General features: G+C 34.7%; 17 protein-coding genes. 2 read left to right on the forward strand and 15 right to left on the reverse strand.

Annotated elements, in window-relative coordinates; genetic code table 11:
* From ACIQ6Z_RS04940 to ACIQ6Z_RS04960, 5 genes are all read right to left on the reverse strand, one after another.
* Positions 1 to 2,479 (reverse strand): bifunctional aconitate hydratase 2/2-methylisocitrate dehydratase (locus tag ACIQ6Z_RS04940; RefSeq protein WP_396209825.1); only part of this gene is annotated, 2,479 nt, incomplete at its 3' end.
* A gap of 254 nt (positions 2,480 to 2,733) precedes the next feature.
* Positions 2,734 to 3,687, reverse strand: coding sequence for an AAA family ATPase (locus ACIQ6Z_RS04945; protein ID WP_396209826.1), 954 nt, complete (start codon positions 3,685 to 3,687; stop codon positions 2,734 to 2,736).
* Between the two features lie 93 nt (positions 3,688 to 3,780).
* Positions 3,781 to 5,133, reverse strand: a complete 1,353-nt coding sequence (locus ACIQ6Z_RS04950) for a peptidylprolyl isomerase (protein ID WP_396209827.1) — start codon at positions 5,131 to 5,133, stop codon at positions 3,781 to 3,783.
* Complete coding sequence (locus tag ACIQ6Z_RS04955) at positions 5,117 to 5,968, reverse strand: hypothetical protein (protein ID WP_396209828.1); 852 nt, start codon at positions 5,966 to 5,968, stop codon at positions 5,117 to 5,119. The genes ACIQ6Z_RS04950 and ACIQ6Z_RS04955 overlap by 17 nt, the downstream gene beginning before the upstream one ends.
* A complete protein-coding gene (locus tag ACIQ6Z_RS04960; RefSeq protein ID WP_396209829.1) occupies positions 5,969 to 7,948 on the reverse strand; it encodes a peptidylprolyl isomerase in 1,980 nt (659 codons plus the stop codon).
* Positions 7,949 to 8,070: 122 nt separating this feature from the next.
* Between ACIQ6Z_RS04960 and ACIQ6Z_RS04965 the strand changes: the two genes are divergently transcribed.
* The gene (locus ACIQ6Z_RS04965; RefSeq protein ID WP_396209830.1) at positions 8,071 to 9,666 is read left to right on the forward strand and encodes a peptide chain release factor 3; all 1,596 of its coding nucleotides are present in this window, start codon (positions 8,071 to 8,073) and stop codon (positions 9,664 to 9,666) included.
* Between the two features lie 31 nt (positions 9,667 to 9,697).
* On the opposite strand, the gene ACIQ6Z_RS04970 is transcribed toward ACIQ6Z_RS04965, so the two are convergent.
* Both ACIQ6Z_RS04970 and ffh read right to left on the reverse strand, forming a co-directional pair.
* The gene (locus tag ACIQ6Z_RS04970; protein ID WP_396209831.1) at positions 9,698 to 10,579 is read right to left on the reverse strand and encodes a bifunctional 5,10-methylenetetrahydrofolate dehydrogenase/5,10-methenyltetrahydrofolate cyclohydrolase; all 882 of its coding nucleotides are present in this window, start codon (positions 10,577 to 10,579) and stop codon (positions 9,698 to 9,700) included.
* 104 nt (positions 10,580 to 10,683) lie between these two features.
* A complete protein-coding gene (gene ffh / locus ACIQ6Z_RS04975) occupies positions 10,684 to 12,030 on the reverse strand; it encodes a signal recognition particle protein (RefSeq protein WP_396209832.1) in 1,347 nt (448 codons plus the stop codon).
* Between the two features lie 209 nt (positions 12,031 to 12,239).
* Between ffh and ACIQ6Z_RS04980 the strand changes: the two genes are divergently transcribed.
* Positions 12,240 to 12,542 carry a heavy metal-binding domain-containing protein gene (locus ACIQ6Z_RS04980; protein ID WP_396196856.1) on the forward strand — a complete coding sequence of 101 codons (303 nt, stop codon included), beginning with the start codon at positions 12,240 to 12,242 and terminating at the stop codon, positions 12,540 to 12,542.
* Positions 12,543 to 12,600: 58 nt separating this feature from the next.
* Here the strand turns inward: ACIQ6Z_RS04980 and ACIQ6Z_RS04985 are convergent, their stop codons facing one another.
* From ACIQ6Z_RS04985 to ACIQ6Z_RS05020, 8 genes are all read right to left on the reverse strand, one after another.
* A complete protein-coding gene (locus tag ACIQ6Z_RS04985) occupies positions 12,601 to 13,068 on the reverse strand; it encodes a hypothetical protein (RefSeq protein WP_396209833.1) in 468 nt (155 codons plus the stop codon).
* A gap of 38 nt (positions 13,069 to 13,106) precedes the next feature.
* Positions 13,107 to 13,292 carry a DUF2892 domain-containing protein gene (locus ACIQ6Z_RS04990; RefSeq protein WP_396209834.1) on the reverse strand — a complete coding sequence of 62 codons (186 nt, stop codon included), beginning with the start codon at positions 13,290 to 13,292 and terminating at the stop codon, positions 13,107 to 13,109.
* 13 nt (positions 13,293 to 13,305) lie between these two features.
* Positions 13,306 to 13,611 carry a hypothetical protein gene (locus ACIQ6Z_RS04995; RefSeq protein WP_396209835.1) on the reverse strand — a complete coding sequence of 102 codons (306 nt, stop codon included), beginning with the start codon at positions 13,609 to 13,611 and terminating at the stop codon, positions 13,306 to 13,308.
* A 53-nt stretch (positions 13,612 to 13,664) separates the two neighbouring features.
* A complete protein-coding gene (locus ACIQ6Z_RS05000) occupies positions 13,665 to 16,862 on the reverse strand; it encodes an efflux RND transporter permease subunit (RefSeq protein WP_396209836.1) in 3,198 nt (1,065 codons plus the stop codon).
* Between the two features lie 64 nt (positions 16,863 to 16,926).
* Positions 16,927 to 18,012 (reverse strand): efflux RND transporter periplasmic adaptor subunit, encoded by a 1,086-nt coding sequence (locus tag ACIQ6Z_RS05005; protein ID WP_396209837.1) that lies wholly within the window; start codon positions 18,010 to 18,012, stop codon positions 16,927 to 16,929.
* A 48-nt stretch (positions 18,013 to 18,060) separates the two neighbouring features.
* Positions 18,061 to 19,374, reverse strand: a complete 1,314-nt coding sequence (locus ACIQ6Z_RS05010; RefSeq protein WP_396209838.1) for a TolC family protein — start codon at positions 19,372 to 19,374, stop codon at positions 18,061 to 18,063.
* 138 nt (positions 19,375 to 19,512) lie between these two features.
* Positions 19,513 to 19,719, reverse strand: a complete 207-nt coding sequence (locus ACIQ6Z_RS05015) for a hypothetical protein (protein ID WP_396209839.1) — start codon at positions 19,717 to 19,719, stop codon at positions 19,513 to 19,515.
* A gap of 90 nt (positions 19,720 to 19,809) precedes the next feature.
* Positions 19,810 to 21,346: hypothetical protein (locus ACIQ6Z_RS05020; RefSeq protein ID WP_396209840.1), on the reverse strand; the 1,537-nt coding region annotated here is incomplete at its 5' end.

Here is a 21,346-nt window from a genome sequence, read left to right on the forward strand (position 1 = left end):
TACGTGCAGCTCCTTTAGGGGCATTATCATCAAATTCAAATCCTGAATATTTTTGCAATACTTCCCAGTCACCTTCTTCTTTTAATTCGTCAACAATATTGTAAGTAGGTGGCGCAACTACTAATGGTGCTTTAAATTCCACTTTACCTTCTTGTTTTTCAATATTTTTTAGCATTTGCGCTAATATTTTCATATCACCTTTGTGTACCATACAAGATCCGATAAATCCTAAATCTACAGTTTTTGTTCCACCATAAAAAGAAAGCGGTCTAATGGTATCGTGCGTATATCGTTTAGAAACATCTTTATTATTTACATCTGGATCAGCAATCATAGGCTCATTGATAATATCTAAGTCTATTTCTACCTCAGCATAATATTTTGCATTAGCATCAGGGCGTAAAGCAGGTTTATCTCCTGTTTTAATTTCTTCAATTCTCTTATTCGCTTTATTGATAAGACCTTGAAGTACTTTAGTAGCATTATCCATTCCCTTATCAATCATGATTTGAATTCTGCCTTTTGCAATTTCTAACGACTCAATTAATGTGTCATCTTCAGAAATACAAATAGAAGCTTTTGCTTTCATTTCGGCTGACCAATCGGTAAATGTAAACGCTTGATCGGCTGTTAATGTTCCAATATGCACTTCAATAATTCTACCTTGAAAAACATTCTCACCACCAAATTTATGTAGCATTTGCGCTTGAGTAGCGTGAACTACATCACGGAAATCCATATACGATTTCATGGTTCCTTTAAAGGTAACTTTAACAGATTCTGGAATAGGCATCGAAGCTTCGCCTGTAGCAAGAGCTAGTGCTACAGTACCAGAGTCGGCTCCAAAGGCTACCCCTTTTGACATTCTAGTATGTGAATCACCACCAATGATAATGGCCCATTCATCGATGGTTATATCGTTCAATACTTTATGAATAACGTCAGTCATTGGATGGTATACTCCTTTTGGATCGCGTGCAGTAATCAAACCGAAGTCGTTCATGAATTGCATCAATTTTGGAATATTGGCTTGTGCTTTTTTATCCCAAACCGAAGCAGTATGACAACCCGATTGATACGCACCATCAACGATAGGCGAAATCACTTTGGCTGCCATTGATTCTAATTCTTGAGCAGTCATTAATCCCGTTGTATCTTGAGAACCCACAATATTTACTTCCACACGAACATCAGAACCAGCATGCAAAATTTTACCTGGAGTGGTTCCTACCGCATTTCTATTGAAGATTTTTTCAACAGCTGTAAGCCCTTGACCATCATGCGAAACCTCTTTAGATGGCGCAAATACTGTTGGAATATCAATTCCTAAAACTTTGCAAGCAAATGTTTGAATTTTTTTACCAAAAACTATGGCATAAGAACCGCCCGCTTTGATAAATTCCATTTTTTGTGGCGTGAAAGATCTTGAAATATCAATTAACTCTTGCGAGCCGTTGTATAATTTTTTTGTTTTTGTATTGATCGTCAATACCGTTCCTGTAGCAACAGAATAAGCATGCTCTAAAACAGGGTCCCCATTTCCATCTCGAACAGGATTTCCTTTTTCATCAACTTTCTTTACCCAGTTTTTCAAATCAATTCCGATTCCACCCGTTACATCAACTGTGGTAAGGAAGATGGGAGAAATACCATTGGTACCCCCAACAATTGGTGCAATATTAACAAATGGAATATATGGACTCGCTTGTTTTCCTGTCCAAAGCGCCACGTTGTTTACCCCCGACATACGAGAAGATCCCACACCCATAGTTCCTTTTTCGGCGATCAACATAACTGTTTTATCGGGATGTTGCGCCTGGAGAACTTTAATCTCATCTTGTGCTTGAGGAGTAATCATACATTTACCATGTAATTCACGGTCAGATCGTGAGTGTGCCTGATTACCAGGAGATAACAAATCAGTAGAAATATCTCCTTCACCTGCAATGAAGGTCACCACTTGGATTTCTTCAGGAACTGCTGGTAATTTTGTAAAAAACTCAGCTTGTGCATAACTCTCCAAAATTTCTTTAGCAATGGCATTCCCATTTGTGTAGGCCGCTTTCAATCGATCGGTATCAGCTTCGTATAAATATACTTGATTTTTAAGTACTTCCGCAGCTTCTCTGGCAATTGTTTCGTATGTACCAAGCGCTATATCGAGTAGCACTTCAATTGAAGTTCCACCTTTCATGTGCGATAATAATTCTAAAGCAAAAGCAGGTGTAATTTCACTTACTACTTCTTTTCCTAAAATAATATCCTTTAAAAAATAAGCTTTTTTACCGGCAGCGCTAGTCGTACCTGGCAACGTATTGTATATAAAAAAGTGTAAACAATCCTTTCGATTGGGACTGTTTTCCTCTTTTATCTGTGCGATAATTTCGCTTAATAATTCAGCATTATCAATAGGTTTTGGATGTAATCCTTGCCCTTTTCGCTCTTCAATTTCTTTAATGTATTCGTTATAAAGATTCATTACTTGATGTGTATTATAAAATAATTAAATTGTATTTGTATTCTTTTGTGCTACAAATTTAATAAATCTTAATGAGATTTAAAAATTTATAATAAATTGCCTAATTGAAAGAATTATTAATGGTAAAATTTATGTTTTACTATTAATATTTCAATAAAACAAAATAATATGCGATTTTAATAGATAATTCGTAATTTTAAAATTAAGTATTGAAAAATTATCAAAAAACAGTCTTATTTAATGCAAAAAAAGTCTTAAAATAATTTTTCAATAATTGTTTCTTCTGTTATACCTTCGGCATCTGCTTTGTAATTTTTTACAATTCTATGGCGTAATATTCCTACAGCAACAGCTTGAACATCCTCAATGTCTGGAGAAAATTTACCCTGTAACGCTGCATTTGTTTTTGCTGCTAAAATTAAATTTTGCGAGGCTCTGGGACCGGCACCCCAATCGATATAGGTTTTAATAAAATCAGTCGCTAAGGGATTATCGGGACGGGTTTTACTAACTAAAGAAACCGCATATTCAATAACATTATCGGCAACTGGTATTTTACGAATTACCTGTTGAAAATCTATAATTTCCTGAGCAGTAAACAAAGCATTTACTTCTGGTTTCAGATTGGAAGTAGTTGCTTTTACCACATCTACTTCTTCTTGAAAACTAGGATAGTCTAGTTTTATAGCAAACATAAATCGATCCAATTGTGCTTCAGGCAAAGGATACGTACCTTCTTGCTCAATTGGGTTTTGGGTAGCCAATACAAAATAAGGCAAATCTAAAGCATAATGATGGCCCGCTACAGTAACTGCTCGCTCTTGCATAGCTTCTAATAGTGCAGCTTGCGTTTTTGGAGGAGTTCTGTTGATTTCATCTGCCAAAAGTATGTTGGTAAAAATTGGTCCTTTAATAAATTTAAAATGACGATTTTCATCTAAAATTTCACTACCTAAAATATCAGAGGGCATTAAATCGGGTGTAAACTGTATGCGCTTAAAATCCAATCCCAAAGCTTTAGAAATGGTATTTACCATTAATGTTTTGGCCAAACCGGGCACACCAACTAATAAAGCATGACCGCCTGCAAAAACACTGGTTATAATTTGGTGGACTACTTCATCTTGACCTACAATTACTTTTGCAATTTCTTGCTTTAAAGCGAGTTGTTTTTGAACTAATTCTTGAATAGCTGCTACGTCTGACATATTGATTTTCGTATTAAGAATACTGAATTGTATATTAATTTTTAAACGCCTAAAATAACAAAAAACCCTCTGAAAATTCAAAGGGTTTATTGATTATTTTTTCAACCAATTATTTGCAAATTCACAATCCTTGTATTCTTCGTTGATTTTAATGTAAGTTTCCTTAATTTTTTCTTCGGTCCATTTTGCAATTTCTTTGATTTGTTTATCGCGAAGTGCCAACTCTTTAATTTTGATGTAATCTTTTGAAAAATCAGCTTGGTGCTCTTCAAATCTGTTATTGATGGTTACAATTTTATAAAATTGACCGCCGCCACGTTCTTGATCTAAAATAGGCATGGAAACTTCCCCGTCTTTTAACTCAGATACTTGTGCATAGAGCGCCGGATCCATTTTTGTCAATTCAAATCGTGGTTCCATCGTTCTAGGATTTAACAAAACGCCGCCATTGTTTCGGGTCTCTTTTTCATCAGAGGAAGATTTTGCTGCATCTGCAAACGAAATTTCTTTATTCAAAATCTTTTGACGGATACCCTCAATTTTTGCCTTAGCATCTTTAACCGCTTGTGACGAAACTTTGGGAGAAATTAAAATGTGACGCAACTCTACCTCTTGACCTTTTATTTTTTCTACCATGATTATATGGTAGCCAAATTCAGTTTCGAATGGTTCTGATATTTCACCTTCAGCCAAACTAAAAGCAACATCTTTAAACTCTTTTACGAACGCTGTTTTACGATTCATTTTATAAAACCCCCCTGTAGAGCTAGAACCAGGATCTTCAGAAAACAACACAGCTTTGCTAAAAAAACTAGATCCATTCAACACATCTTCACGAATTTCTTTTAGTTTTTCAATAACGCGTTTCTTCTCGTCTTCTGTAATAGCGGGTTTAATAACAATTTGCGCCACTTCCATTTCGGCACCAAAGGTTGGAATTTCAGCTACTGGAATATTTTTAAAGAAGTTTCGAACCTCTTCTGGTGTAATGGTCACTTCATCTACAATCTTTTTTTGCATTTGAGAAGTCAATTTATTCAATTTAATGATATCAAAAAAGTAACTACGAAAATCCTCTTCGTTTTTCTTTTTGTAAAATTTTATTACTTTGTCGAGCGAACCTATTTGCTCAATCATTGCATCAAGTTGTTCGCTCATGTAGCTATTTACTTCGGCATCTGTAACCACAATACTATCTTGAATGGCTTGATGTGCATACAATTTATCTTCTAACTGTTTTCCGAAAAGTTCGCAACGGCTTATATTTTTTGTATCTACACCTTGTGCTTTCAATTGAATGTATTCCAAATCAATATCAGAATCTAAAACTATATAATCGCCAACAACGGCTATAACGCCATCTACTTTCTCTCTCTTTTGAGCAAAGGATACTGAAGTTACTACTAATAAAAGGCTTAGAAGAAATGTTTTATTTATAAATTTCATATTTTTTATCATTAATTGCGTCATTGGTGATCTCTTTTTCTATGGTTTTAACTAATTCTAATTTTCTATTATTGATGATAATTTGTTTCAGCGTAGGCTTTAAAAATTCTAAAGGTGTCGCACTATCTTTTGGCAATACTTTATTTACTTTAACTAACCAAAGGGTTGTAGCATCTGAGTATTGAAAATTACTTCCATTTGAAATATACGTGTTTTTGTTTTCTATTGTTAAAAATGGTAATTTTTCATATACTTGATTGATATCCACCCATATAGAATCATTAAAAGCATAACTTTTAAACTGCACCGACAACTGTTCTAGCGCTCTTTGATCTTTTTTGGTAAAGGAAGTAAACTTTGCTTTAATTTTTGCAAATTTTGGATTTTCTTTAACTAAATTAATGTAGCGCAATTTTACCAACTCCGATGCATTTTTGAAATATTGTTTGTTACTATTGTAATAGGTAACAATTTGTTCCTCAGTAACAAGCGTATCTACTTGTCGAATCACCAACTCTTCAATATAGGCTTTGGTATACAAATCTACTTTATATTGCTCCATCAATGCATTGTATTCGGCCACTTTATCATTGCTCAAATTGCGCTCAGCTGCTTCAAAAAGTAATTTTTGTGTGGCCCATTGATTGATGAATGCCTTTACAATAGCTATACTATCTTTTTTAGAGGTTCCTTTCGGAACTACATCCAAAATATCTTCTTGATATAAATAGTTTTTACCTACTCGAGCAACAGCCTTGGGTTCTTTGGGTGCGCTAAAATAATCGCACGAAGCAACTACTGTAAATAACAACATTATGGAACACCAAAATTTCATTTATTGCTGCAGTTGTTTCTTTATGGATGCAAACACGTCAGGTTGTATTTTTACCTCAAATTCTTTTTTGAGTTCGTTAACCCAATTGCTTTCTAAAAATTGTTGGTAATCGCTCATGACTTTCCCTTTGCATTCGGTAAACAGCTTGGGTCCGGCCTCTTTTACTTCTGTAACATTCAAAATGAAATAATAATTATCTTTTAAAACTATACCCGAAACACCTTTCGTCACGTTTTTAAAGGAAGACAATAAAGCATCATCTTCTTCAAAAACACCCGATTTCAGCATAATATTTACCTTACCTTCGGTATTTAATTTTTCTTTAATAACTTCTAACGACTTCCCTTTTTTCATCAATTGCTTGGCTTTTTCAATAACTGATTGATCAGTAGAAGATAAAATATCAACACCAAAGCGTTTTTTCCATTGGTAGTTCACTAAATGATTTTTATAAAAGTCCTGAATTCCAATCGTATCCGATTTTGCTCGGGTCCAAATTTCACGATCCATTAAATCAAACAACAGCAGACCATCGCGATATTCATCCATTACATATCTGAATTCCGGAAACTCATTTTCAAGATTTTCATTATAATAAGCCGTTACTTGCTCATCGATAAATTTTTCGAACAAAACATCCACCAATTTACTGAGTGGTTTGATTTTTAAATTAGATTTCTGTTGGGCTTGTATAAAATTTAAAAACGGAGTTACTGCAATACTTTTCTTTTTATTAATAACTAGAATGGGCTTTTCAAAATCTTTACTATTTGAAGGCACTTCCCATGTTTGTGCATAAAAATCATTGGTAAGTATTTTTTTAACCGCAGCGAGAGCTTTTTGGTCTTTACTTAACGAATAGGTGCTTCGTAATTTTTTTGCTAAAGAATTTGAAATCAACAAAGAACGCTCATCTTTTTTGACTTTTTCCTCTAATTCAGTTTTCATATCAGCCAGGGTTCGAACGGTATGCTTTTCTATTAATTTGATAATGTGCCAACCAAATTGCGACTGGAATGGCGCTGAAATATCATTTATATTTTTGAGTGAGAAAGCGACGTTTTCAAATTCCTCCGAGCTCAATTGGCCAGAACCAAAACGTTGCAAAACTCCCCCTTTAGGAGCCGAAGATTTGTCTTCCGAAAATTGCTGCGCTAAACTTTCGAAGGATTCGCCTTGCTGAATTTTTTTGTAAATATCTTCAATTGTCACTTTAGCTTTGTCTTCAGGATTTGGACTTGGCTTATCACTTACTGAAGCTGGCTTAAGAATCATGATATGTGCTACAGTCACCTCACCTCGATTCGCTCGTTTATCAACTACTTTTACAATATGATAACCAAATCGGGTACGAAAGGCCTTTGATACCTTTCCAACCGAAGTAGAAAAAGCCGCATTCTCAAAAGGATACACCATTCGGAACGCTGAAAAATACCCCAAATCACCATTGTTTTCTTTTACAGAAGGATCTTCAGAAAACTGTTGGGCCACCTTTATAAAATCTTCACCCGACTCAATTCGTTTTTTGATGTCTGTAATTTTTTGATACGCTTTCAAGGTATCCTCTGGAGCTGCATTTTCGTCAACTAAAACCAAAATATGTGACGCACGAATTTCTTGAAGCAGACGGTCGTAGGCTTCCTGAACTAATTCATTTGTAACCTTTGAATCACTCAAATAGTTTTTGGAAAGTTGTGTGCGATATGATTTTAATTCATTTTGATAATTGGCACCGTTTTGCAAACCAATTTTATACGCTTTTTCAACTTTTAATTTATAACCGATATACAATTCAAGATAATTGTCTAAGTTCTTTTGGGAATCGTCTTTCACCAAATCCAAATTTTTATTGTAAACCCTTACAAATTCATCGGTATAATACGGATGGCTATCGATCGTGAATAAAACGTCTTTAGTTTGCGCTAAAACCACATAAGGTGTGAGTAAAAAAACAAAAAAAAGCAAACGAGTAATTCTCATAGTAAAGTGCATTTGGTTTGTAATCTACAAAAATAACAATTCATTAGTATTCCACAACATTTATACCCGAGTATTAACAGAAAATTCTCCAAAATAGTTACTTTTGCAAAAATTTATCACACATGAGTTTTATTGAAGAAATAGGAAGAAGACGCACTTTTGGAATTATATCACATCCCGATGCCGGAAAAACCACTCTTACAGAAAAATTATTACTTTTTGGAGGAGCAATTCAGGAAGCCGGTGCGGTAAAAAGCAACAAGATAAAAAAAGGAGCTACTTCCGATTTTATGGAGATTGAGCGTCAAAGAGGGATTTCGGTGGCAACATCGGTGTTAGCCTTTTTGTATAAAGATAAAAAAATCAATATTTTAGATACGCCAGGGCACAAGGATTTTGCGGAAGACACCTTTAGAACCTTAACCGCTGTAGATAGTGTTATTGTAGTTATCGACGTGGCTAAAGGAGTGGAAGAGCAAACCGAAAAATTAGTAGAAGTATGTCGCATGCGTAACATTCCAATGATAGTTTTCATCAATAAATTGGACCGTGAAGGTAAAGATGCTTTTGACTTGATGGATGAAGTAGAACAAAAATTAAAACTTCGAGTAACACCATTAAGTTTCCCAATTGGTATGGGGTATGATTTCAAAGGAATATATAACATATGGGAGAAAAACATTAATTTATTTGAGGGCGATAGTCGCAAAAACATTGAAGAAACAATTGCTTTTAATGATATTCATAATCCAGAACTTGAAAAAATAATTGGTGAAAAACCGGCCAATAGATTACGAGAAGAATTAGAGTTGATTGAAGAAGTTTATCCCGCTTTTTCAGTTGAAGACTATTTAAGTGGTGATTTACAACCTGTATTTTTTGGATCGGCATTAAACAATTTTGGTGTGCGCGAATTGTTGGATTGTTTTATTGAAATCGCCCCAACACCGCGTGCTAAAGAATCCGATACCCGATTGGTAAAACCTGAAGAGGAAAAATTAAGCGGTTTTGTTTTTAAAATTCATGCCAATATGGACCCCAAGCACAGAGACCGTTTGGCTTTTGTGAAGATCGTTTCGGGTACTTTTGAAAAAAACAAACCCTATTTGCACGTGCGACAAGGAAAAAATATGAAATTCTCTAGTCCGAATGCCTTTTTTGCAGAAAAAAAAGAAATCGTAGACATTTCCTACCCGGGTGACATTGTGGGATTGCACGATACCGGAAATTTTAAAATTGGTGATACGTTAACCGAAGGGGAAAAAATGAATTTTCAGGGGATTCCGAGTTTTTCACCCGAACATTTTAGATACATCAACAATGCCGATCCGTTAAAAGCCAAACAACTTGAAAAGGGGGTAGACCAATTAATGGACGAAGGGGTTGCGCAGTTGTTTACCTTAGAAATGAACGGTAGAAAAGTTATTGGTACTGTGGGTGCTTTACAATACGAAGTTATTCAATACCGATTGGAGCACGAATACGGCGCTAAATGTACCTACGAAACTTTTCCAGCTTACAAAGCCTGCTGGGTAAAACCTTTAGATCCTAAAAACGAAGAATTTGCCGAATTTAAACGAGTGAAACAAAAATTCATGGGAACCGATAAATACGGACAATTGGTTTTCTTAGCCGATAGTGATTTCTCGATCCAAATGACGCAGCAGAAATACCCATCGGTAGAATTGTTTTTTACTTCAGATTACAGAAAGAAATAAAAAAAAGACCTGAAAAATTCAGGTCTTTTTTTTATTTGTGACGTCTTTGCTCTCTAGCCAATAAGGTGTTTTTTAACAACATTGCGATGGTCATAGGCCCTACTCCTCCTGGAACTGGAGTAATGAATGACGCTTTTTTGGATACGTTTTCAAAATCGACATCACCTACAATTCGGTATCCTTTCTCAGCGGTTTCATCTTCTACACGCGTAATTCCTACGTCGATAACAACTACATCATCTTTAACCATTTCGGCTTTCAAGAAGTTAGGAACACCTAATGCAGAAATGATGATATCGGCTTGTGAGGTTATTTGGTTGATATTTTTGGAATGACTGTGTGTTACGGTTACTGTAGAATTTCCAGGAAATCCTTTTCTCCCCATTAAAATTCCCATAGGACGACCTACAATGTGACTTCTTCCTATAACTACCGTATGTTTTCCATCTGTAGGCACATTATAGCGTTCTAGTAATTCTAAGATTCCAAACGGAGTTGCTGGAATAAAAGTTGACATATCAAGTGCCATTTTACCAAAATTTTCAGGATGGAATCCGTCTACATCTTTGCTTGGATCTATGGCCTCAATAATTTTTTGGGTATCGATTTGTTTGGGCAAAGGCAACTGAACTATGAATCCGTCAATGGCATCATTTTCATTGAGTTCTTTGATCTTTTTCAGCAACTCAATTTCTGTAGTTGTGCTGGGCAATTTGATGAGTGTCGATTCAAATCCTACGCGTTCGCACGATTTTACTTTACTCCCCACATAAGTCAAACTAGCACCATCATTACCTACAATAATTGCAGCTAAATGCGGTACTTTTTCGCCTTTTGCTTTCATTTGAGCTACTTCAGCAGCAATTTCATTTTTAATATCTTCCGATACTTTTTTTCCGTCTAATAGTTGCATTTGTTTTTTTAGGTTTATTGTTCTAGGATGTTTAGTTGTGTGTTCCCTAAAACGAATAGTTAGTATATTAAAAAAAGGCTTAAAGTTTACCCTTAAACGCTAATTTACATTCTTGGCATACCACCTTTCATGGCGCCCATAGCTTTCATCAAATTTTTTCCACCACCACCTTGCATCATCTTCATCATTTTACTCATTTGGTCAAATTGTTTCATCAATTGATTAACTTCTTCAATTTTTCTTCCTGACCCTTTTGCGATTCTGGTTTTGCGTTTTACATCTAAAAGTGAAGGTTTGCTTCGCTCTTCAGGCGTCATAGAGTGTATAATGGCTTCGATATGTTTGAATGCATCGTCTTCAATTTCAACATCCTTCAATGCTTTTCCGGCTCCAGGAATCATCCCAACAAGGTCTTTCATGTTCCCCATTTTTTTGATTTGCTGGATTTGTGCTAGGAAATCATCAAAACCAAATTCGTTTTTAGCAATTTTCTTTTGCAATTTGCGAGCTTCTTCTTCGTCGTATTGTTCTTGCGCTCGTTCTACTAAGGAAACAACATCTCCCATTCCCAAGATTCTATCCGCCATACGGTTTGGATAGAATACATCGATCGCTTCCATTTTTTCACCAGTTCCGATGAATTTAATGGGTTTATTCACTACAGATTTAATCGAAATAGCAGCTCCACCTCGGGTATCACCATCTAATTTGGTTAAGATAACACCGTCAAAGTTCAAACGATCATTGAAAGCTTTTGCCGTATTAACAGCATCTTGACCCGTCATGGCATCCACCACAAATAATGTTTCCTCGGGCTGAATGGCTTTATGTACATTGGCAATTTCGTTCATCATCTCCTCATCCACTGCCAAACGACCGGCCGTATCGACAATGACTACATTGAATCCATTAGCTTTCGCATGCTTGATAGCGTTTTGAGCAATCTCAACCGGATTTTTATTTTCGGGTTCTGAATACACCTCAACACCTATTTGACCTCCTACTACATGCAACTGATTAATTGCCGCAGGACGATAGATATCACAGGCTACTAATAAGGGTTTCTTGTTCTTTTTTGTTTTTAGAAAGTTGGCTAATTTACCAGAAAAGGTTGTTTTACCCGAACCTTGTAAACCCGACATTAAAATTACAGAAGGATTTCCTGAAAGATTGATTCCAGCAGCATCACCACCCATTAATTCGGTCAACTCGTCTTTCACGATTTTAACCATTAATTGTCCGGGTTGTAAAGTAGTCAATACGTTTTCTCCAATTGCTTTGTCTTTTACTCGGGTGGTAAAATCTTTTGCAATTTTGAAGTTCACGTCGGCATCTAATAAAGCTCTACGTACTTCTTTTAAGGTATCGGCAACATTGACATCGGTAATTTTACCATGACCTTTTAATAGATGAAGGGCTTTATCTAACTTATCGCTTAAATTATCAAACATAATTCTGAATTTGTGTAATGAGATGCAAAGATAAGATAAAGTTATAAAGTCGCAAAGTAGTAAATTGTATTATGAAAAATAATTCAGAATATTCTAGGGACTATAATTAATTTTTCAGCATTATCCTTCTCAACGAAATTAATATTAGATGTAACAAATAAAAAATTATTAGTCTAATGTTAAAAAATTCAAACTAAAATTACAGTCACATGATTTTAACTACAACCAATTCCGTTGATGGATTTAGTATTGCAGAATATAAGGGTATTGTTTCTGGTACAGCTGTAAATATGCAAAAAATGAAAATGACTTTTAACATGCAAAAATATTACGCCGGAATAAGCGATAGCGTGACTGAAGTCAAAGAACAAGCCTTTGAGCAACTCAAATCAAATGCAACACAATTAAATGCTAATGCAGTGGTAGGAATTAATGTGGATATTGAACTAACAACTAGTAACTATGTTATAGTTACAATAACAGGAACTGCTGTAAGTATTATCAAGAGATAGTCTAATGTTTTAAATAAAAAACCAGCATTTACAGCTGGTTTTTTATTTAACATCTTTATTAATTTTTTTCAAAAGTCAAGTAGTCGGTTCCTCCGTTGCCACCACTTACATCGATCAATTGGATGCGATTTGCGGTATAACTTATTACATCCCAATCGTCTGTTAAATCATCCGTAAAGGCATTGGGAGCTGGTGTTACAAAAGCAATATTGAAATCCAGATCGTTATCCGGATTATCATCATTAGAATTGCTAGCCGTTACCGACCAAGTACCATTATAAGAAGTTGAATTAGCAGCTGTTAACACCCCATTCGTATTGAACGTGAAAATATAATTGGAATAATTATTCGTTTCATTCACACCACTGTCTTGATATAAGGTAATACGCCAAGTTCCAGAAGTCACCGTATTTATTACAGGAGATGGATCTGCGGCCGAATTAGAATTGTCGTCATCAGAGCACATCGATGCCACATTGAATACAACTATCAAGGTCAAAATAGAAATCAATTTAAGCTTTTTCATACAATTTTATTTAGGTTAGAGAGGCTAATTTAAAAAAACTAATCTTTTATACCAAATTTTCGCAATATATCCTCCATTAAACACCATCTAGTAATTGAAGATTGCAATAAATTAGCACCCACAAAAATGGTAAACCAAAACCAGTTTTCGTTTACATACATACCTAATAGCACACTAAGAATTACAAACGTTCCTGCTATTGCTCTAATTAATCTATTTATCATAATTTTATTATTTTTAATTATATTGATCTACTGTAAGAACTGCAAGATGCACTTTAGAAACAGATTTTTGATTTTTATTAAACGTGGATACTTCATCAAACAAAGTATCTAAATTTTGTTGTAATATGAAAGCATAAAAAACTACTGAATCGGTTTCACTTATTTCTGAACCAAACCAATTGTCTCCAATATTTTCATCTGAAGTGTCTCTAAATCCTTTTACATCTTTGTAGGAATAGGATTTTACTTTTGCTCCTTTTAGCATCTTTTTGATATCATTTTCAAATTCTGATATTGCTGTGATAATTACTAATTTCATAAGTGTTTTTTTATAGAAACATACAAGGAATTGTAGTTCTTGCAGGTTATTTATTAATTATTTTTCTCCCATTTTTTGCGTTCCGTAATGTAGTAAATCAATGGAACTACAATTAATGTCAATAATGTTGAAACAATTGCTCCAGCAACTAAAGAAATCGCTAATCCTTGGAAAATTGGGTCAAACAAGATGATAGATGCTCCAATTACTACTGCTCCAGTGGTTAATAGAATTGGTGTTGTTCTTACCGCTCCAGCCTCAATAATCGCTTGCTTGATTGAAATTCCTTCATTTAATCGAATTTCGATAAAGTCAATTAACAACACCGAATTCCGCACCATTACTCCCGCTAAGGCTATCATTCCAATGAACGAAGTTGCAGTAAAGAATGCTCCTAAAACCCAATGTCCTAATACAATTCCAACTAATGATAACGGAATGGCAACCATCATTACTAATGGGGTTTTGAAATTTTGGAACCAACCCACAATTAGCATATAAATTACAATAATTACGACTAAGAAAGCAGCTCCTAAATCACGGAATACTTCTAAAGTAATTTGCCATTCGCCATCCCATTTTACCGTGAAATCACTTTCATCAGATGGCGTATCCATGTACAATTCGTTTACTTTATATCCTTTTGGCAATTGCATTTTTTCTAACTTCTCATTCATTCCTAAAATCGCATACACCGGACTTTCTAATGCTCCCGCCATATCAGCTAAAACATACACCACGCGTTTTTGGTCTTTACGATAAATAGTATTTTGTAATGTATCTGTGGTAACTTTTACCAAATCACTCACTGGAACTACATTACCACGACTGCCTTTGATTTTCAAATTTTGAATATCTTGAATCGAAGTTTTGTCTTTGTCTTCTAATGAAAGTGTAATTCCAACAGGATTATTTGAACGTTCATCGTATAAATTAGAAACTGGCATTTCTCTTAACAAATAGGTCAAATTACCTACTACTTGCTGCGGAGCGATTCCATTTAACATGGCTTTTTCTCTGTCCACTTCCAATTTGTATTCAACTTGTGGTGCCTCCACCATCCAATCGGTATCAACCACATCTGAGGTAGTTTCCAAAATCGTTTTTACTTGATTTGCCACTTTGATTTGGTCATCATAATTAGGTCCATACACCTCAGCAACTAAAGTTGACAATACTGGAGGTCCAGGCGGTACTTCAACTATTTTTACATTAGCGCCATATTTTTTAGCGATTTTTTGAACCTGTGGACGAACGATTTTTGCAATATCATGACTTTGTAAATCACGATCTTCTTTATGCAATAAATTCACTTGAATATCTGCCATATTGCTTCCGCCACGCATATCATAATGACGCACCAAACCATTGAAAGTTATCGGAGCCGATGCACCTATGTAATTTTGATAATCTACCACTTCTGGAACCGTTGAAAGATATTGCGCAATTTCTTTCGTAACCGCTGCTGTTCGTTCTAACGTAGTTCCTTCTGGCATATCGATTACGACTTGGAATTCGTTTTTATTATCAAAAGGCAACATTTTTACAGCCACCGATTTCGTAAAGAACATCAAAACCGAACCCATTAACAACACACCTGTAATCAAAAACATTAGATTACGTTTTTTAGAATTATCTAAAAGCGGTTCTTCAATTTTTTTGTAAATTTTATAAATCCAAGACGTTTCTAAACCTTCTTCTTCTTTGTGTTCTTGCTCGTCTTTTTCGTGTAATAAATGGTAACCCAAATAAGGTGTAACAGTCAAAGCCACAAACAACGATAATATCATTGCAATCGAAGCACCAATTGGCATCGGACTCATGTAAGGCCCCATCATTCCAGACACGAATGCCATTGGTAAAATAGCAGCAATTACAGTGAAGGTTGCTAAAATGGTTGGATTTCCTACTTCATTAATCGCATAAATAGCGGCTTGTTTGAAAGGGAGTCGCTTCATTTTGAAATGCCTATGCATATTTTCGGCAATAATGATACTGTCGTCCACCACGATTCCTACTACAAATACTAAAGCAAAAAGCGTAATTCTATTTAAAGTATATCCTAATAAATAGTAACTAAATAATGTCAAAGCAAACGTTAATGGCACAGAGAAAAACACCACTAATCCGCCTCTCCAGCCCATGGCTAGCATTACTAAAACGGTTACAGCAATAATAGCCACACCTAAATGCAACAACAACTCACCTACTTTATGCGATGCTGTTTCTCCATAATTTCGAGAAACTTCAACATGAACATCTGATGGAATAATTGTTTTCTTTAACGCATCAACTCTTTCTAAAATTTTCTCAGAAATTTTCATTGCATCGGCACCTTTTACTTTTGCAATAGAAATGGTTACCGCTGGATATTCCGAATTGTTTTTAGCAAATTTTTCATTCGCTTTTCCGTATCCAAAAGACACATAATTCTTTGGTGTTTGTGGCCCATCTTGAATAGCTGCAACTTGTTTTAAATAAACTGGCATGTTGTTGTTTACGCCCACTACCAAATTTTCTACATCTTCAGAAGTACTTAAAAATTTACCAGTTGTAACTAAATATTCTGTGTCATTTTGAACAAAACTCCCAGATTGCGAACTTCCATTATTGGCTTGAATCATCTGCATAATGCTTAAAGCATCTACCCCATTTTCAGCCATTTTATCTTTGTCTAAAACTACTTTTAATTCGCGGGTTCTTCCTCCAATTTCTTTGGTAATAGCAACATCTTTTACTTTTTCAACTTCCGAAGTAACTTCTTCGGCTATTTGACGCAATTGAAAATCATCATATTTTTCGCTCCAAAGCGTTAATCCCAACATAGGAACATCATCAATAGCACGTGTTTTTACCATGGGTTGATATACTCCCTGAGGAAACATATTTTGATGTTTCATCAATTCGTCATATAATTTCACATAGGAATCTTCACTATTTTGTCCTACATAAAACTGTACTACCATCATGGCTTGACCGTTCATTGCCATACTATGAATGTGTTCAACACCTTTAATGTTTGAAATTATTTTTTCAAGTGGCTTAATCACTCTGCTTTCCACTTCACTTGGACTTGCCCCTGGATACCCCACCATTACGTCGGCCATTGGAACATTAATTTGTGGTTCTTCTTCTCTAGGAATTAAGAACGAACTGTAAGTACCAATTATCATCAACGCTACCATTAATAAAATGGTTAGTTTTGAGTTGATGAAAAAATTGGCTATTTTACCTGATATACCTTCTTGCATGATTCTAATTTGTTAATGAGACAATGTGTTGATGTGCCAATTAATTGACATATTGGCTAATTGATTAATTGGCTAATTGAACTTTAGCTCCGTTAAATAATTTTCCTTCAGCTGAAACGATGTATTGTTCGTCTGCTGTTAATCCTGATAACACTTCTACTTGATTGCCAAATGTTTTACCAATACGCAACCATCTTAAAATAGCTACATTATCATTCCCAATAGTATAAATTCCTGATAATTGACCTTGTCTTACTAATGCGCTTTCAGGAATCATAACTACGTCCGATTTCACAGCAGTTACTTCTTTTTTAGCCGTTGGAAATTGCACGTTAACAAACATTCCAGATAAAATTTGTTTATCCATTTTGTCCAAAGTTACTTTCACCAAATATTGTCCACCTGTGTTTTTTGCTGACAAACTCACTTCGGATACTTTTCCTGTTACTTCCTTGTTTAAGGATTTTACATTAATTTTTACAGGCATTCCATTTTTTACATTGGAAATATCGCTTTCTGAAACCATTGCGGTTACTTGTAATCTTGAAGCACCTTCAATACTTACTAAAGGCATTCCTGGATTAGCCATATCACCTTCTTTTACAAACGTATTAGTAACTGTTCCTGAAAAGGGAGCGGTAATATTTGAATACGAAAACTGCGCCATCACTTCATTACGCATTTGTTTTGCCGCCTCCAAACCTGCTTTTGCCATTTCGTATCGTGCAGTCATATCGTCTAATTCTTTTTGTGAAGCCGATTGTTGTGCAAACAAATTCACAAAACGATCATAATCTTTCTTAGCATTATTATAACCCGCAGTTGCTTGTGTGATAGACGCATCCACTTGTGCTTTTTTTGCTTGTAAATCAGTATTATTGATGCTTACCAAAAGTTGTCCAGCTGAAACATTTTGTCCCACTTTTACATTCACTTTGGTTACATAACCCATCATTCTTGTGCTAAGATTCGCACTATTTTCCGATTCGATTTTACCACTTGCTGTTATATATGTTCTGTTTGAATTTTCAGTATTTCCAGATACTTGAACAGATACTGCTGGTAAATTCGTTACATTTTCTTTTTTATCACTTCCACAAGAAGTTAAGATTAGTGATGCGATTGTTACTACTGTTATTATTTTTTTCATATTATTAAATTTTAAGTTTGAACTTGTAATTGAACTTGTTCTTGACATTTATTTCGTTAAAAATTGAACGTATTGTTTGGTAAAGTTATATTCGAAAACAGCTTGTAAATGTTCTAATTCTTTTTGTGCCATTTGCGTTTCAGCTAGTAATAAGTCGGTTGTTTTTTCTAATCCTTGTGTGAATCTATTTTGACGAATTCTAAAAGCTTCTTGCGATTGTTCAAAGGCTAATTTGGATAAATTCACTTTGTTTTCAGCGTCTACTAATTGACGATTGGTTTTACTTAATTCTAATTGGCTTTGTTTTTTATATTGTTCGGTTTCAATTTCAGCTTTTTCAAAATCAGCTTTTGCTTTTTGTGTTTTTCCAAAAGATTTAAATCCGTCAAAAACATTCCAAGATAATTGCGCACCTACTACATAACCTTTTGCTGAAGTTCCAAAAATATTTTGGTCATATAATTCATAACTTCCAAAAGCATTCAATCGAGGTAGGAATCCGAATTTTGAAGATTGTAGCATTTTTTTGTATGCTTCCGAAGATTTTTGCATCGCTTGAATATCTTTTCTGGAATCAGAAATTGTTGTATTCATACTTTCAATAGCGATTGAATTTTCTAAATTTTCAGCTGGTTTGTAGGTTTTTTTAGCCATATCTTCATTTAAAAGAAAAGCTAAATAATCGGATGCATTTTGTACATTCGATTTGGCATACTGCAATTGATTGGTAATTTCATTTACACGAACTTGCACGTTTAACAAATCTGTTTTTTGCAACATGCCATTTTTGAAATAGTTTTCAACTAGTTTTAAGTTTCCTCGCGCTGTTGAATTTGCTTTTTCTAAAACGGTAACTGCTTTATATGCCAATTGCAATTGCATAAAGGCTTTTGAAACTTCAAGTTCTAAATACTCTTTAGTGCGTTCGGTTTGCAATTGAAAAGCATCCATTTTTGCTTTAGCAGCTTGACGACCGTATAAACCATCTAAATTTATCAATGGTTGTTGCACTTCTATTCGAGTGGCGAAGTTTTGCGTTTTAGCAGGATCATTTAACAATGCTGGATTAAAATCGGAGGCAGTTAAAATCTCTTGATTTAATTTTGAACCAAAAGCCATTAAGGGATTTGTAGTTGAAATACCCGTATGCGAAACATTGATGTTTGGCAAAAAGAGTGCGTTTGACTGACGATAATCGGCACGAGCGGATTGGAATGCTTTTTCTGTTGCTTTGATTTGGAGATTTTTCTCCATTACTTTTTGCAACAACTCATTTTTTGAAATGGACAAGGTATCTTGTGCTTGAAGTCTTCCAACTCCAATTAAAATACTTAAAATTAATATTAACTTGATTTTTTTCATCGTACTTAATTTATTTGCGAACAAAAGTACGATCTCAAAAATCGGCTGTCGGTAACAAGAGTTACATTAGATTGAAATATTTGTTACATAAAAAAACGCCCCGATAAAATCGAGGCGTTTAGTTTTTGTAGTATAAAATTACTCAGCTTTTTTTTCTGTAGCTTTTTTAGATGAACAGCATCCGCCTGATTTTGCTTCAGAACCACATGATTTTTTTTCTGCAGGTGAACATGATTTTTCCGTTTTTGCTGTCTCTTTTTTTGCTTTTTGCTTAGGCTCCTGTGCAGTAACATTCATAGACAACATGAAAGCTGCAACGGCCATAATAGAAATTAATTTTTTCATTTTTATGATTATTAAATTGTTATTATTTTATTGTTTTAGTTATACAAATATATATAATTTTAGAAATAGTACTCTTAATTTTTTATTAATTTATTGCTTGTAACTCTTGATAACTTTCTCAGTGCGATAATATTTATCATCAAAGACAAATGTTATAAAAACAAGCTCTGTATTTGCACTTGAAATATTAAAATTCATACTTGTAACTCCTACTTGCAAATCTTCAATATCACCTTCTTCAACCACCTTTCCATCAATTGTTGAAATAAAATAACCTACAGATGTTGTATAAGGCATTGTGAATTGAACACTTATAGTGTCTGTACTCGTTGGATTAGGAGAAATAACAACTGAAAAAGGATTTTTACCATCAAGATGAGGTATATCTAACGTTGTATTTCGAACCAATTTCACTTCATAAACCGTTGGATCTGCAGCAGTTAATCCCGTTTGATTGTCTGTAAACGCTGAGGTTGACGAACTTTGTATGCCTCCAAACAAATGGCCAATCACAACTTCATTTGCTGTAATATTTGACAGTTGCACTACTTCATTTGAATAATGCGGCAACGTTTTATTGGGGATAAATTCGGCACCAGCACCTTTTAAATTGGGCATTTCAATGGGTAATTTATATTCATATAAATCGCCATTTGCATTTCTAGAAACTCTACTGATTGTGCTAACAAACGGAACCGTGTTATCTTGCACTAAAGTTGCGCCTTGATAATAATACTGACTCATTCCACCAAAAAACAAATTGTGCATTTGATTTCGCGTTGCATCATACAAACCTACTTTTCCGCTGTGATAATTACTTAAGTATTGGTTAAAATTAGTATACGGAAAATAACCCGATTCTTTTACATCTATTGGATATAAAAACGGCAAATCAACAGCAACTTGAAACACACCTGACGAAATCGTATAGCCTAATTCTCCGTTTGGAAAAACTTGAGGCACTAAATTATAATCTCTTCGGTGCAAATGAAGAGGATCTGATATTTCTTGATAATTACTATAACTTAATGTCGTTCCTGAATTGGTGATACTAAATTTACGAATTGCATTAGAATACGATTGGGTAAATGTTGGATTGTTCATTGGATTGTAACGTCCATCAAAACGGTGTCCGCCAATTAAATAAAAAGTAGCTCCAATTTTCGCCAATTGTCCTCCAGTTATTGCAAAAACATCATTTGAGATTTGTTTGAAATAAGATGTTATTGGAGTACCTGCTACAATAGCATTTATCAGATTTGGCACATCAACTGAAGTTAAATTATTAAATGTTTTGTGATCATTTTCTGTTGCCGAAAAAGCATAACCACCGATGATGTACAAGGCCTCTCCGTCTTGGTAAAAATTCATATTGGTAGATTGCAATTGCTCTTTAAGTCCGGTTGGTAAAGTATTCACAGAAGCCGACCACGTTTGTTGTGTAGCGATATCTACCACATATATGTCGGTATTATTTTGTGCTCCCGGAAAAGCATTGAAAGGTTGACGTGCATGTATACCATCTTTTCTTCCTCCAATAATGAGCCATTTGCCATTGTGTTGTCCAAAAGCATACGAATGTAAACCCGGCAAACCTGAAACCGTTATCGGTGTTAAAACGACATCA

The organism is Flavobacterium sp., assembly GCF_044376915.1.
Lineage (GTDB): Bacteria > Bacteroidota > Bacteroidia > Flavobacteriales > Flavobacteriaceae > Flavobacterium.